Annotated in this window: 11 protein-coding genes; 4 read left to right on the top strand and 7 right to left on the bottom strand. The window is 61.2% G+C overall.

The features are described 5' to 3' along the window. Positions 1-3 precede the first annotated feature (3 nt). Both LC531_RS05300 and LC531_RS05295 read left to right on the top strand, forming a co-directional pair. Positions 4-438, top strand: a complete 435-nt coding sequence (locus LC531_RS05300) for a c-type cytochrome (protein ID WP_223649271.1) — start codon at positions 4-6, stop codon at positions 436-438. A 69-nt stretch (positions 439-507) separates the two neighbouring features. Beyond that, positions 508-1,446, top strand: a complete 939-nt coding sequence (locus LC531_RS05295; protein ID WP_223649270.1) for an enhanced serine sensitivity protein SseB C-terminal domain-containing protein — start codon at positions 508-510, stop codon at positions 1,444-1,446. 24 nt (positions 1,447-1,470) lie between these two features. On the opposite strand, the gene LC531_RS05290 is transcribed toward LC531_RS05295, so the two are convergent. Further along, the gene (locus LC531_RS05290; protein WP_223649269.1) at positions 1,471-2,013 is read right to left on the bottom strand and encodes a DUF2062 domain-containing protein; all 543 of its coding nucleotides are present in this window, start codon (positions 2,011-2,013) and stop codon (positions 1,471-1,473) included. Positions 2,014-2,149: 136 nt separating this feature from the next. On the opposite strand from LC531_RS05290, the gene LC531_RS05285 reads away from it, so the two are divergent. Further along, positions 2,150-3,097 carry a YihY/virulence factor BrkB family protein gene (locus tag LC531_RS05285; RefSeq protein ID WP_223649268.1) on the top strand — a complete coding sequence of 316 codons (948 nt, stop codon included), beginning with the start codon at positions 2,150-2,152 and terminating at the stop codon, positions 3,095-3,097. Between the two features lie 62 nt (positions 3,098-3,159). Then, positions 3,160-4,596, top strand: a complete 1,437-nt coding sequence (locus tag LC531_RS05280) for a DEAD/DEAH box helicase (RefSeq protein WP_223649267.1) — start codon at positions 3,160-3,162, stop codon at positions 4,594-4,596. 53 nt (positions 4,597-4,649) lie between these two features. Here LC531_RS05280 and LC531_RS05275 read toward each other — a convergent pair whose 3' ends face one another. The 6 genes from LC531_RS05275 to LC531_RS05250 all read right to left on the bottom strand — a co-directional run bounded on the left by LC531_RS05275 (position 4,650) and on the right by LC531_RS05250 (position 13,759). Continuing rightward, complete coding sequence (locus LC531_RS05275; RefSeq protein WP_223649266.1) at positions 4,650-6,194, bottom strand: glycoside hydrolase family 28 protein; 1,545 nt, start codon at positions 6,192-6,194, stop codon at positions 4,650-4,652. 37 nt (positions 6,195-6,231) lie between these two features. Next, entirely contained in the window at positions 6,232-7,899 is a 1,668-nt protein-coding gene (locus LC531_RS05270; protein ID WP_223649265.1) for an alpha-amylase family protein, read from the bottom strand. Positions 7,900-7,926: 27 nt separating this feature from the next. Further along, the gene (locus LC531_RS05265; protein ID WP_223649264.1) at positions 7,927-9,264 is read right to left on the bottom strand and encodes a family 43 glycosylhydrolase; all 1,338 of its coding nucleotides are present in this window, start codon (positions 9,262-9,264) and stop codon (positions 7,927-7,929) included. A 15-nt stretch (positions 9,265-9,279) separates the two neighbouring features. Then, positions 9,280-10,467 carry an AGE family epimerase/isomerase gene (locus tag LC531_RS05260; protein ID WP_223649263.1) on the bottom strand — a complete coding sequence of 396 codons (1,188 nt, stop codon included), beginning with the start codon at positions 10,465-10,467 and terminating at the stop codon, positions 9,280-9,282. Positions 10,468-10,568: 101 nt separating this feature from the next. Continuing rightward, positions 10,569-11,810 carry a glycoside hydrolase family 130 protein gene (locus LC531_RS05255; RefSeq protein ID WP_223649262.1) on the bottom strand — a complete coding sequence of 414 codons (1,242 nt, stop codon included), beginning with the start codon at positions 11,808-11,810 and terminating at the stop codon, positions 10,569-10,571. 116 nt (positions 11,811-11,926) lie between these two features. After that, positions 11,927-13,759: a sodium:solute symporter family protein gene (locus LC531_RS05250; protein WP_223649261.1), complete on the bottom strand. Its 1,833-nt coding sequence runs from the start codon at positions 13,757-13,759 to the stop codon at positions 11,927-11,929. Positions 13,760-13,794 lie beyond the last annotated feature (35 nt).

Genomic DNA, 13,794 nt, shown 5'->3' with positions numbered 1-13,794 from the left:
GTGTTGCCCGTTCGGTTTTATCTGCATCTTACCCTGGTGGCCGGGCTGCTCACGCTGCCCGGCTGCTTCACTAATAACCGCAACCAGGGTGAGCGCCTCTACGGGCAGCACTGCGCCAGCTGCCACGGCGAGCAGGGCCAGGGCCTGGGACAGCTCATTCCGCCGCTGGCGGGCTCCGATTATCTGGCCCAACATTCATACGAACTAGCCTGCATCGTCCGCTGGGGGCTGCGCGGGCCGATTGTGGTTAATGGCGTGGCCTACAACCAGCAGATGCTGGGCGTGCAGGATACGGCCTCGCACCACCATCTCTCGCCGGCGCAGGTGACTAATCTGCTTAATTTTCTGGAAAGCCACTGGGGCAACCACCCCGGTCCGGCCGGCGTGCGCACCATCGCGGGCACCGAGGCCGAGTTGCGCGCCTGCGGCCAGCAATGAGTTTCCCAAGGCCGGTTCGCTCATTACCTTTGTTTGCATCCGCTTACCTCGTTTATTTTCTCCATTCATATGGGTCTCTTTGACTTTCTGAAAAAACCCGACGCGACCCCAGCCCCTACCCCCACCCCGGCGGCTGACCCGGCTTCCACGCCTACCCCCACTCCCAAAGGAGGGCCCCGCTACCAGGGCTCGCAGCACGTGGCCCCGGCCGCGCCGGTACCAGCCACGCCCGCTCCGCTGGCCCCACCGCCCGCGTCGGAGTTTCCCTACGAGCCCCAGAACGTGCTGGAGCACCTGCTGCTGCTGGCCCCGGTGGACGAAAACGCCCGCCCGGCCTTTTATCAGGCTTTATTGCAGGAGAATATCCTGATGGTGTTGGCCCCGGATGAGAACGTGGGCACCGGCGAAGTGCAACTCGCAGAAGGCCAGCAGATTCAGCTGCAAGTATTGCAGGATGGCCGCCTGCCCATCTTTACCTCCGAGGCGCGCCTCAGCGATGGCGGCATGAATACCACCGGCGTGGCGTGGGTAGCTATTCCGGGCCAGGCATTTTTTGGCATGACGCAGGGGCAGGACTGCGTGCTGAACCCCTTTTCGGCGGCGGGCAAGCTGCTGCCGGCGGCCGAGATTCAGGCCCTGCTCGGCGGGCAACTCACCTCTGGCAACGGCCTACCCCCTGATGCGCAGGTAACCCTTTCCGCCCCCGCGCAGCTGCCCGAGGGCCTGGCCGAGTCGCTGGCCGATTTTGGGGCGGGCAACCCGGCCGTTACGAAGATTTTCCTGGCCCAAATGCAGCTGACGGGCGATGAAAGCCAGCCGCCGCGCCTGTTGCTGGGTTTCGAGACCCTGGACCAAGACCCCACTTTCATGCAGCAGCTGGGCCCAGCGCTGGAAGGCCGCACTGGCGATTTCCAGCATGTGGACCTGATGCTGATTGACCCCAGCTCGGACGAAGGCGTGAACCCATATTTCCGCCAGCCCGACGTGCGGCCCGTGTACGAAGTATAAGTAAAGTGTGGGGTAGGATAAAACCTACCCCACACTTTCTGCTTCGTGGCGCGAGATAAAGCGCTTGAAAACGGGCTGTAGGCCCACATAGAGCCCTAATACCACTGGCACGGCGGCCACCGCCCAGATGAGCAGCGCACCCAGCTCGGCGCGCCATAGCAGGTGCAGCACGCTACCCCAGCCGTCGGCCTTGGCCATGTGCCTGATTTGGGTTAGGCTGAGGTTGGCCACCAGCTGGCCCTGGCCGAGCAGGGTAGCGCCCCAGCGCAAAAGCGGCAGCAGCAAGAGCAGCTGCAATGGGCTCAGCACGTGGCATACCAGCTGCATGGCCGCCACGTTGAGCCGCAGCCGCAGGGCAGTAGCCGTGCTGATAATGGTGGTAAGGCCAAATATGGGAGCCAGCCCGAACGCTACCCCCAGCCCGGCCGTAAGAGCCAGGCTACCAGGCGAAAGCCCTGCCTTGAGCAGACTGATGAACGGGTCTACCAGCCGGCGCTGCATCCAGGTGCGGGGCGGGGCTTCGGGTGCGGTCCGCACGCCAGTGGCGGAAATGGTCGTAACTGTCATGCGTAACTAGCCAGCAGAACCGTTGTTAGGAACGCGACCCGCCGCCGGGCTGGCGCGTAAAGTTCAGGCTTATTGGCGGCTGCCCTTTTGTACCCGATTGAGCCTAAAATGTTGTCGGGCCAGCGTTAAGTTTCTCATGTCTACCCCTTCTGCTCCGGCCCCTACCCCCCCCGCGCACCACTGGCCCTGGTGGATAGAGCAGTGGTGGCTGCTGCGCCGCGCCGCCCGTGAGCTGGCCGCCAACGACCCGCTGCGGCTGGGCGCGGCCACGGCGTTCTTTACCTCGTTTGCGCTGCCACCCATTGTCATCATCCTGGTGCAGCTGCTGGGCTCAGTGTATTCGGCGCGGGGCGCGCGCCGGATGCTACTCACCAAGCTCGGCCAGATTATCGGCACCACGGCCACGAGCATGGTGGAGCAAACCGTGCACAACGTGGGCCACGCGAGCCGCAACCGGCTTATTACCTGGCTGGGCTTCGCGTTTCTGGTGTTCGTAGCCACCACGTTATTCACCGTTATCCAGCACTCCCTCAACCAGTTGTGGCAGGTGCGGCCGCGGCGGCAGGTGAGCCAGGTAGCGGTGGCCCTGCGCGAGCGCGTGCGCTCGGCGGGCGTGCTGCTGGCCACGGCGGTACTCTCCATGCTGGCCTTTTCGGCCGATGCGCTGCTGGGCATTTTTGCCGATGCGATAGCCGGCTTCGACGCCACCTTTGCCCATTACGCAGTGCAGGTACTCAATGCACTGATAAGCCTGCTGATTATGACCGTGTGGTGCGGGTTCGTATTTCGCATCCTGAGCGCGGCCAAAGTGCCCTGGCGGGCAGTGCGGCGCGGAGCAGTGCTGACGGCCCTGCTCATTGGTGCGGGCGAGCGGGTGCTGGGCCTGCTGCTCGTGGGCCGCGACCTCGGGCCCATCTACGGCCCGGCGGCCAGCACGGTACTGGTACTGCTATTCGTATTCTATTCGGCGATGATTTTCTATTTCGGCGCGGCCTTCACCAAAGCCTACGCGCACCACGTGGGGCTGGATATCAAGCCCAAGAAAACGGCTGTGCGGTACCGGCTGGTGAATGTGGAAGAATGAGCGTGGTGGGTAATCGTTTATTGTTGCTTACTACCCATTACCCCAAGCCGTACCTTTGCCGGATGCAAGCTGACCCCGCCGCTCCGGCCTCGTTTTCCGACTTCAACCTCTCGCCCGAGCTGCTGCAAGGCGTGGCTGAACTGAATTTTATTCACCCTACTCCCGTGCAGGCGCTGGTACTCCAGCCCGCCCTCGACGGGCAGGACGTGGCTGGCCAGGCCCCCACCGGCTCGGGCAAAACCGCCGCCTACGGCCTCGCCATCCTAGCCCAGGTAGACCCCGCCGCCAAGGCGGTACAGGCCATCGTGCTGGTGCCGGCCCGCGAGCTGGCGCTGCAAGTGCGCGACGCACTCAAGGCGCTGGGCAAGTACATGCCAGCACCCGGCTTGCGCGTGGCGGCCCTCTACGGCGGCCACGCCATGCGCGACGAAGTGCTGAGTTTGCAGCAAACGCCGCACGTGGTAGTCGCTACCCCCGGCCGCCTGCTCGACCACCTGGAGAAGCGTAATATTATCCCTAACCAGCTGAAAGTGTTGGTGTTGGATGAGGCCGATAAGCTGCTCGACCTGAAATTTCAGGAAGAAATGGCGACCATCATCAGCCGCTTGCCGCGCCGCCGGCAGACGCTCCTATTTTCGGCTACTATGCCCGATAAGGTGATGGCCCTGGTGCGCGACTACCTCACCCGCCCCCGCATGCTCACCGCTGCTGGCGGCATCAATGGCGAGATAACCGGCGCGGCCCTGCCCACCTCGCTCACGCTGCGCGGCCACGTCCTCAACGCCGTAGAGGATAAGCCCGCCGCCCTCTACCACCTGCTGCAACAGCCCGAAACCGGCCAGACGCTCATCTTCGCCAACACCCGCGACAAGGTGGAGGAACTGGCCCAGTTCCTGCGCGGCCGCGGCGTAGCGGCCGAGGTGCTGCACGGCAAGCTACCTCAGCCCGAGCGCGACAAAGCCCTGATGAAGCTGCGCAATAACTCGGCCCAGGCCCTGGTAGCCACCGATGTAGCCGCCCGCGGCCTCGACGTGCCCGCTCTCGACACCGTTATTCAGTACGACCTGCCGCACGATGCCGAAACCTTCCAGCACCGAGCCGGCCGCACGGCGCGGGCCGGCGTAGCCGGCACCGCCCACCTGCTGGCTACCCCCCCCGAGCAGGCCCGCGTGCAGGCCTGGCCCTCGGCCCAGGGCGCGCAGTGGAAACGCCTGGTACCCCCGGCCATGCCACCCGCCAACGCCGCTAACAAGCTGCCCCGCCCCGAAACAATCACGCTGCACGTCACGGCCGGTAAGAAGCATAAGGTCAGCGCCCACGACCTGGTTGGCGCCTTCGTCAACGTCGGTGGCTTAGAGCGCCATACCGTGGGCCGCATTGAGGTGTTCGATTTTTATTCCTACGTGGCCGTGCCGCGCAAACAAGCAGCCGAAATCCTCGAAAAGCTGAACGGCGCGAAAGTGAAAGGCGTGAAAGTGCGCGTCACGGAAGTGGCGTAAACAACGATTTACCCCTACCCCCCTCCTAAAGGGGAGTAGGGGTAAATCGTTGTTTACTTCGCCTTTCTCAGCTTGCCGTCCACCATTGCCTCGGCACCGTCCTGCAAAGAAATCGGCTGGGCCTTAGCGTTGCCGGGCGCGCCGGTACCCTGGAAGTCACGGATGCGCAGGCCAGTGAAGTGATTGACTTCAAGACCGTTCGACAGAAATGGTGCTTTTGCGCCGTCCCAGTTCAGCTTGAAGTTATCCACCGTTAGGCCATTGATGTGCTCGGCCAGGAAGCCGGGAATGTCGCGGGCGAAGAGGCCGAGCTTAGGGTCGAGGTTGCCGCGTAGGTCCACGTTGCCGCCGGCCACGCTGTTGAGGGGACTATCTACGAAGTCGAAGGTGATATTGTGAAATTGCACGTCTTGCAGGGGGCTTTCGGCGGTGCCGTAGAGCAGGATACCGTTTTCGCCCCGGCAGGTGATATTACTGAAACGCACGTTTTTGATGCGGCCCATTTTCACGCTTTTATCCGCGTTGCCGCGAATGGCCGAGATGTGAATCGGCTCGCCGTTGCCCCACCAATCGCCGGTGCGCAGCTTGGTTTCAATGCGAATATTATCGAACGTCAGATTTTCTAGAGAGCCTTCGTCGCGTAGCGAGATATTTATACCGCGTGTCGAATTGGTAATGTTACAATTGCTCACGTTGACGTTGCGCACGGTGTTTTGGTCCAGAAAGCCGATGCGGATACCGCTCGAATACGATTGCAGGTTGCAATTACTGATATTGATGTTTTCGCAGGGGTGCTTTAGGCCGCTGAAGCCGGCAATTTCGAAGTGATGGTCATAGCCCACGATGGCCAGCGCGTCGTCGCCTGAGCGAATGTCACAATTTTCAATGGTTACGTTGCTGCTGCTCGACACGTCGATGCCGTCGGCGTTGGGTACCAGCAGGCCCGACCATAGCCGGATGCCGTCCACGTTCACCGCGTCGCAGTCGGCAAAGTGCATGGTCCAGAACGGCGAGTTGAGCAGCGACACGTCGATGACGCGCACGTGGGTACATTGCGAAAAAATCACCATTTGCCGGGGGCGGTCCTTGGGCACTACCGGCCCGTCGCCGATGCCGCTGGCCACGTGGCGGTAGTTATTCTTTTGGCGGGTGTAGCGGGTAGTAGCGGTATCGAGCGTCTTGGCCTGGGTAAAGTCGTAGAATACCTCGTTATTGCCGTCCACGGTACCGGGCCCGGTCAAGGACACGTTGTCGGCGTGTACTGAGTACAAAATGCCGTAGTGGTTGGTGCCGAACCCAGGTACGGAGTAAGTCTGGTAGTCACTCAGGATAGGGCTACCCTTGAGGACGGCTCCGTCATCGAGGTGCAGGTTAACGTTGGTTTTCAGGTTGATGGTGCCGGTGAGGTAGATACCGGCCGGCACTTCCACCGTGCCGCCACCGGCCTTGGTGCAGGCATCCACAGCCTTCTGAATGGCGGCGGTAGTTACGGTGCGGCCGTCGGCCACCGCGCCATAGGCGCGCACAGAATAGGTTTGGGCCAGCGCGGCACTGGCAGAAAAGGTTAGCGTGGCCGCCAGTAGCAGAAACTTAGACATGAGTGGGGTAATTAGGACGAAAAATGCGGAGCGGCGGTTAGCTCCAATCAAAATTAACTGCCTGACCGTCAAGCCGCCATTTGGTGGGCCGCAAGGTAGTAAGCCAATCGAGTGGCTCGCCGACGGGCTGTACTTTGGCGGCTTGGGCGAAGGCCGTTTTCAAGGCCGCTTTCTGCGCCGTGCCTACCGCTTCGGGCTGGGCCGAGACGAGCAACGGCGCGCCGCTACCGGCTAGTAGGCGCAGCCATTGCTCGTTCTGGGCCCACGGCACTTTCGGGGTGAGGCCCACGCAGTCGCCGTCGGCCGCGAAGAATTTGTTATGCTGCACCAATCTAAAACCCAGCGTATTAACGCCCATTTTGCGGGTGCGGTCCCATTCCAGGCCGCTGGTATCGTCGCCGATGCGGTTCAGCTCAAACAAGCCGGCCGCCAGGTGGCCTACTGTGTCGCACCCAATGAGGTATGCCGGCCCCGCCGCCTGCCGAATGGCACGGTACAAATCCAAGATAACCTCGGCCGTAGTGCGGGTATTGTCGTGGAAGCGCCAGCCGGGCGCGGTGAAGCCGTCGCCCATCTCAAAGCCCCAGCGGCCCAAGAGGTCGTAGGTACTAAAATCGTGCTTCACCAGCTCATAGCCCCAGCTTTGATAGGTGGCGAAATTGCGCTGGATGAGCGCGATATTTTCGGCAATGGTGGGGTCGAGTACTGGCTTCTTTGGGTCGTTGCGACCAGCAATGGGGGGTAGGAGCCGGCTGGCCGAGGTGTCGTGGGGCGCGCAGAGTGGGCGCGTCCATAGCCCCGGCCGCATCCCAAGCTGGCGAATTTCGCCGCCGAGTCGGGCCATATCAGGAAACTTGGCGTTGGGCCGCGAGAAGTCGTCCTGCCAGCAGCAATCGCCGGGTAGCGCGGGCGCGTAGGCGGCCCAGCCCGCATCAATGACCGAAAACGGCCGGTTGTCACCGGCCGGCATCAGGTCGGCCAGCAGGCGGGTGTGCTGCAAGATGAGGTCGGCCGAGTTGTTGCCGTAGGCAAAATACCAGTCGTTGATGCCGTACACCGGTTGGCGCGGCAGGCGGGGGGTAGGGCACATGATGCCGCAAAAGCGCCGGGCGGTGGCAAAGGTATCCTCACTCTTTTGACCGGCGGTGGCCACGATGGTAGCCGCCGCCAGCTCGCGCGGGCCCAGCTCCACCCCTACCCCCGCACTGCTGGCATCCAGCGTCAGCTGCATTCGCCCCTCGCCTACCTGCCAGTAGCAGAACGTACTACCCCCCGTCTGGACCCCGAAGCACACCGTATCGGCCGGGCGCGCGCCGTGCTGCACGAAGTACCAGGGCAGCTGGCGGCCGAAGCGGGCCGGCTCAAACTGCACGTCGCCGTAGGTGCGCTCCCAGGCATCGCCCAGCACGAGCGCGGTGGGCTGGGTATCATACTTCCATTCCAGCTCCACGGCGCGCAGCGGGGCGCTCGGGCATTGCACCCGCACGGCCAGCGCCGTACCCTGCGGCAATAGCCGCACCGTACAGTCGCGGTAGTGCCAGGTGAGCTTATCGGCCGAAGTCAGCTCGTGGGTGCCGTCGGCCAGGCGCACGCGCACCTTGGCGGGCGGGCGCACCAGGGCCCGCCCGCCAGCCGCCGCGGCATCCAGCACCAGCAGGCTGGCGAGCGAGGCACCCGAGAGGGTTAGGAAGCGACGTCTTTGCATGGCGGAAAATGAAGTAAGTAGTGCCGCCTAACGGCCGGCATTCGGGCCGAGTACCCGCAGCTCCCATACTGAGGCGTTGCGGTCTTCGGAGTTCAGCACGCTCAGGCGCACGTAGCGGGCCCGGAAATCCTGGTCCACAGTCCGCGCCTGGTAGGCCATGATGGCCTCTTTAGAATGGTCGGCCAAGGTAGTCCAACTCAGGTTATCCAAAGAATATTCTACCTTGAAAGTCAGCAGCTTATCGGGATATTCGAAGTCCATTTCCACCCGCTTCACGGCTTGCTCGCGGAGCAAATCAATCGTGAGCGTGCCCTTCTCGTTGGGGCCGGTACTCCAGCGCGTATCGTTGCGGCCGTCTACGGCCTGCGGGGCGCGGTGGGTCGTCTCCTCGGTGTTGGCAAATACCGGCTTGTTCAGGGCCAGGTTCACGTAGGGGCTTTTGTGGCCCAGGGTGGCCCCCAGGTCATCCACGTAGCGCACGAATTTCAGGCTGCCATCAGAGTTAAAGGCCACTTCGCTGGCGCAGGTGAAGCGGAAGCCGCAGGTGGGCGCGCGCTCCGCATCCTGCCGGTGGTAGAGGATAAACGTGCGCCCATCCACTTCCAGCATCGAGTTGTGGCCCGGTCCGAACACGCCGTGCGCTTCGTCGTTCTGGAGCAGCGGCGCGGGCGCATCTACAAAGGGCCCGGCCAGCGATTTTGCCGTGGCGTAGCGCACGTTGTAGCTTTTCTGCCAGCAGCGGCCGCCCGCCCACATGAGGTAGTACAGGCCCTTGCGGTAAAACAGATAGGGCCCTTCGGTGAAGTCGAAGCGGCCCTTTACCGAGATGCGGTTGGTAATTTTGGTCAGGTAGGTGGGGGAAGCCGGGTCGTTGTCCATCTCGAAGATTTCCTGCGAGGCCGACACCACGAATATCTTACCCGATACGGGGTCGGTAAACGGCTCTAAATCAAAACCCTCCAATTGATTCACCTTCTTGAAAGGCCCCGTCGGCGTGTCGCCCACGTACACGTAGCCGGTGTAGTCCACCGAGCTTTGGCAGAAGAGGTAGTACTTGTTGTTTTTGCCCTGCACCACGGCCGGCGCCCACACCGATTTGTAGGGTAGGCCCTCCATCACCTCCGGCTGCCAATCGCTGAGGTTGGTCGACGTCCAGACGAACGTAAGCCCCAGGTTACCATAAGGTTGGTAGCCGTCGGTGGTCACGTACAGGTAGTATTTATCGCCAAACTTCTTGATGCTGGGGTCGGCGAAATACCCCGGCAGCAGCGGGTTTTGGGCCCACCCCAGCCGGGGCAATGCCAGCCCAGCCAGCAGCAGGAGGGCGACCAGCCAGCGGGGGGGTAGGAAAAGGCGACTATTCATACGAATAGAGCAGAGTTACGGGTGCGGGGTGTTCAGCCGGCGCAGCATTTCGAGGCAGGCGCGGCCGTTGTGGTAAGGGCATTTCCAAAAGCCGGCCTTGTCCTCGCCGGTCATCAGCGAGCCGTCGGCGTGCACGCCCCAGAACCACTCGCCGTTTTCTTTATCCAGAATGTGCTGCTGCGTAAAGCGCCACGCGCCCTCGGCCAAGGCTCGAAAGTGCATGTCGCCGCTCACCTGATAGGCGTTGTAGAAGCCCACCATGGCCTCGGCCTGCACCCACCAGTGGCGGTCGGCATCGAGGTGGCCGCCGGGGTGCAGCTCGTAGGTCAGGCCCCCATCGGGCCCTACCCCCTCGGCGGCGGCGTGGGCCAGTTGCACGGCCGTTTGCTGAAAATGGGCAACGAGGTCGGGTTCGTGCAGCACTTCAGCGGCCTCCAGCAGCAGCCAAGCCGCCTCTACGTCGTGGCCGTAGGAAACAGCATCGGGCCGGGGCTGCCAGTGCTCATCCAAAAACAAGGTGAGGTGGCCGGTTTCCTGGTCAATAATATGGTCCGTGAAGTCCAGCAAAAGGGAATCTATCTGCTGGCGCAAGTGCTCGTCGGGCCACTCGCGGTAGAGGTTAGCATACGCCTCCAAAATATGCAGGTGCGTATTCATAGTCTTCTTCTCGTTGGCGTCCTTGGCGCTCAGGCGCAGGTCGCCGAGCGGCTGCCAGTCGCGGGCAAAAGCTTCGAGGTAGCCACCTTCCGCGGGGTCGAAGCTATGCGCTTCGATGGTGCGGAACAGCGCCTGCGCGTGTGCCAAAGCTACCGCATCGCCGCTGGCGCGGTGGTATTCACTCAGACCATAAATGGTAAAAGCCAGCGCGTAAATCTGCTTCTTGGTATCGAGTGGCTGGCCCTGGTAATCCACGGACCAGTACACGCCGCCGTGCTCCGCATCCAGAAAATGCGCGATTATATACTCGTAGGCGCGCCGGGCCACGGCCAGGTTTTCGACGCTAGGCTGGTGGTTGCAGGCCGCCGCAAACGTCCACAGAATGCGGGCGTGTAGCACCGCCCCCTTCGGCGCGATGGTGGTAGGACGATTTTCGTTGTCAATTTTCCCAAAAAAGCCGCCCTCGACTTTGTCCGGCGCATAGGTGCGCCAATAAGTGAGAATATTATCTAGTTCCGTCTGAAATTCAGCAGCTTGTAACATCATTTTTGATTAAAAATTTTGAATTAAAAATTAAAAATTGGGGAGGGAAGGAAATGAATTAATTTCCCTCCCAACCCCAATTTTTAATTTGTCACTTTTGATTTTTAATTCAAATTTCCCGTAACCCCATTTGAGCTCACGGCACTCGCTACGCGCTCCCCTACCGAGGGGGTAGGGGCGGTTAGATTGCGGTCAATCAGCGCGTTAATTGCCTGCACCGATAGTGCCGAGCGCAGGCCATCTTCGGGCGTATTTATGGCGTAATCAAGTAGTTGCTCAATAGTCGAGGTAGCCACGTGCATGCGAGTATCGGACGAGGCGTAGTAGATGAATACCCGGCCGTCGTCGTCGGCAATCCAGCCGTTGCCGAAGGCCACGTTCGACACGTCACCGACCCGCTCTTTCCCTTCCGGAGCCAGAAAATAGCCGGCCGGCTTGTGCGTAATTTTGGTAAGGTCGTGCAGGTCGGTCATGAATAAGTAGAGCACATAGCGCAGGCCGGCGGCGGTGTTACGCACGCCGTGGGCCAAATGTAGCCAGCCTTTTTCGGTTTTAATCGGGGTCGGGCCGAGGCCGTTTTTCAGCTCCGAAATGGTGTGGTACTGCTTCTTATCCACGATAACCTCCTGCATGACCCGCGCCGGATTGATGCTTTCCGACAAGCCAAAGCCGATGCCGCCGCCCTTGCCGGCATCGATGAATCCGTCCTGCGGGCGGGTGTAGAAGGCGTACTGGCCATTCACGAACTCGGGGTGTAGCACCACGTTGCGCTGCTGGGCCGAGCCGGTGGTGAGGTCAGGCAGGCGCTCCCAGGCCACCAGGTCCTTGGTGCGGGCGATGCCGCACTTGGCCAGCGCGGCCGACTGGTCGGCGTCCGAGGCAGCGGGGTCGCGGCGCTCGGTGCAGAAGAGGCCATAAATCCAGCCGTCTTCGTGCCGCACCAAGCGCATATCATACACGTTGGTATCGGGGTCCTCGGTTTCGGGCAGCGTGATGGGGCGGTCCCAGAACCGGAAGCCGTCGATACCGTTTTCGCTCTCGGCCACGGCGAAGAACGACTTGCGGTCGTTACCCTCCACGCGGGCCACCAGCACGTATTTACCCTGCCACTTGATGGCTCCCGCGTTGAGCGTGGCATTGATGCCGATACGCTCCATCAGGAAGGGATTGGTGGCCGGGTTGAGGTCATATTTCCAGGTCAGCGGCGCGTGGGCGGCCGTGAGCACCGGGTGCACGTAGCGGTCGAAAATGCCGTTACCGACCTCTTCTTTCGCGTTGGGCAGGTGAAGCAGCTGGTCGTGCTTAGTTTGCAACAGGTGCAGGCGGCGGTTGAATACGGAAGACATAGTTTCTGAGCTGCTAGCTGTAAGCTGCTAGCTATTAGCTTGTTTGATAATTGAAGAATAGTAAGGCACTCTGGAAAGAAACGCTACTTGCTAGCAGCTCAGCGCTTAGGAAGAAACTAGTCGTCGCTTAGGCGGTTCCACCAAGTTTTTTTCAGGATGGTGCCCACGATAATTAGAATGACTATTACCACCGCCAGCGGCACGTGCTGGCTCAGCAACAAATACATGGGTAGGATGGTGAGGCAGAGCTGCGCGATAATGCCCAGCACGATGTTGAAGGCGTTGCGCTTGAAGTTGCGGTTGGGCTGAAACGTAGGGTCCAGGGCCTGCACTTCGGCCAGCACCGGGCCCCAGAAGCCCCAGGGCCGCACCGTTTTGTAGAAATTATGCAGCACGGCCGCCTCGGTGGGCGGCGAGAGGTAGGTGCCGATGATGGAACCCGCCAGCGAGATGCCAAATAGCAGCGGAAACCAGTAGAGCAAATTGCCAGACTCGATGAAAAAGCCGAAAAAACCCGCCGCCACAATGCCCGTGGTCATGCCCACGAAAAAGCCCGTGGCGTTGAAGCGCCACCAATGCCACTTGAGCACGTTGGAAGCGATGTAGCCGCCGTAGAGCGCCGACACGATGAACTGCAACACCGTGTTCACGTCCTTGGCCAAGAAACCCAGCACTACCCCGGTAGCCACGACCAATACGCCCACCACGTAGTTCATGGACATGATGCGGCTGGTGCTGGCCTGCGGGTTCACGTATTTGAGGTAAATGTCATTTACCACGTACGCCTGCGCCGCGTTCACGGTGCCACTGAAAGTACCCATAAATGCCCCCAGCAGGCCGGTAAGTACCAGCCCGGCCAGCCCGGCCGGCAGAAAGTTGTTGATGGTGGCGGGCAAAATGCGCTCGAAGTCAATGGACCCGGTGGCGGTGCGCAGGTCCATCTGGTGGTAGTAGAGCAGGCCCAGAATGGTGAGGCCGATGATGAGGGCGTAGCGGATGGGTAGCAGAATAATCGAGACGAAGCCGCTCATCTTGCTGGCTTCCTCGGGCGAGCGGGTGCTCAGGATTTTCTGCATATCGTAGTTCGGCGCGGGGCCGGCCAGCGAGGCGAAAATGCCCTTGAAGGCCATCATCATGAAGAAAATACCGAATAGCGAGTACCCGTCACTGGAGATTTTACTGTTGACTTCGGGGATGAGTTTCGACCAGTCGAGCCCCAGCCGCCAACCAAAGAATGGATTGAACCAGCCCTGCGGTACCGCCAACTCGTGGCCTTGCAGGTTGATGTAGGCAATGATGGCAATGGCGATGCAAGCCACCGTCATGATGCAGTATTTGATAATATCACCCAGCACAATGCTGTGCATGCCGCCAATGATGGAGTAGAACATGGCGAAGAGCGTGAATACGATGCCGTACACGTGCGGCACGTATTGTGGGGCCACGTGGAAGGGAATGTAGCCGCTTACGAGGTTCCAGGGAATAAATATCTCAATGAACTTACCCAGCCCCACGAAGCCGTAGGCCAGGAAACCCAGGCAGCTCAGCAGGGCAAACGCGATGACGACCTGATGCGAGGCCCACACGCCCGGCCCCTTCTGCCCGAAGCGCGTGGCCAGCCACTCGGCCCCGGTGCTGGCCCCCGAGCGCCGCAGCCAGCGCGAGAGGTACATCATCAGAAACACCTGGTTGAACACCGGCCAGAGCCAGGGAATCCAGATGCTTTTCATGCCGTACACGAAGCACAGGCTCACCATCCACATCGTACCGCTGATGTCGAACATGTCCGAGGCATCGCTCAGGCCCAGCTTGTACCAAGGCAGCGTGCGGCCGCCCAGCATATAGCTATCCTTGTCTTGGCTCGATTTTTTGCGGTAGTAAAGGCCGATACCCACCGTCGCTAGCAAGTAGGTAGCGATGATGAGCAGGTCGATAAGATGAAGCTTCATGCGGGGGGTAGGGAGGGTGGCCCCTGGGAAAGGGG

The organism is Hymenobacter psoromatis, from assembly GCF_020012125.1.
GTDB lineage: Bacteria > Bacteroidota > Bacteroidia > Cytophagales > Hymenobacteraceae > Hymenobacter > Hymenobacter psoromatis.
Note: the sequence above shows the minus strand (reverse complement) of the source record. Positions and strands in the feature narration are given on the sequence as shown.

Excerpts from the sequence above, each read along its gene's own strand:
- LC531_RS05270 (WP_223649265.1), bottom strand. The coding sequence starts at position 7,899 with ATGCAAAGACGTCGCTTCCTAACCCTCTCGGGTGCCTCGCTCGCCAGC.
- LC531_RS05275 (WP_223649266.1), bottom strand. The coding sequence starts at position 6,194 with ATGTCTAAGTTTCTGCTACTGGCGGCCACGCTAACCTTTTCTGCCAGT.
- LC531_RS05265 (WP_223649264.1), bottom strand. The coding sequence starts at position 9,264 with ATGAATAGTCGCCTTTTCCTACCCCCCCGCTGGCTGGTCGCCCTCCTG.
- LC531_RS05250 (WP_223649261.1), bottom strand. The coding sequence starts at position 13,759 with ATGAAGCTTCATCTTATCGACCTGCTCATCATCGCTACCTACTTGCTA.
- LC531_RS05290 (WP_223649269.1), bottom strand. The coding sequence starts at position 2,013 with ATGACAGTTACGACCATTTCCGCCACTGGCGTGCGGACCGCACCCGAA.
- LC531_RS05260 (WP_223649263.1), bottom strand. The coding sequence starts at position 10,467 with ATGATGTTACAAGCTGCTGAATTTCAGACGGAACTAGATAATATTCTC.
- LC531_RS05280 (WP_223649267.1), top strand. The coding sequence starts at position 3,160 with ATGCAAGCTGACCCCGCCGCTCCGGCCTCGTTTTCCGACTTCAACCTC.
- LC531_RS05295 (WP_223649270.1), top strand. The coding sequence starts at position 508 with ATGGGTCTCTTTGACTTTCTGAAAAAACCCGACGCGACCCCAGCCCCT.
- LC531_RS05255 (WP_223649262.1), bottom strand. The coding sequence starts at position 11,810 with ATGTCTTCCGTATTCAACCGCCGCCTGCACCTGTTGCAAACTAAGCAC.
- LC531_RS05285 (WP_223649268.1), top strand. The coding sequence starts at position 2,150 with ATGTCTACCCCTTCTGCTCCGGCCCCTACCCCCCCCGCGCACCACTGG.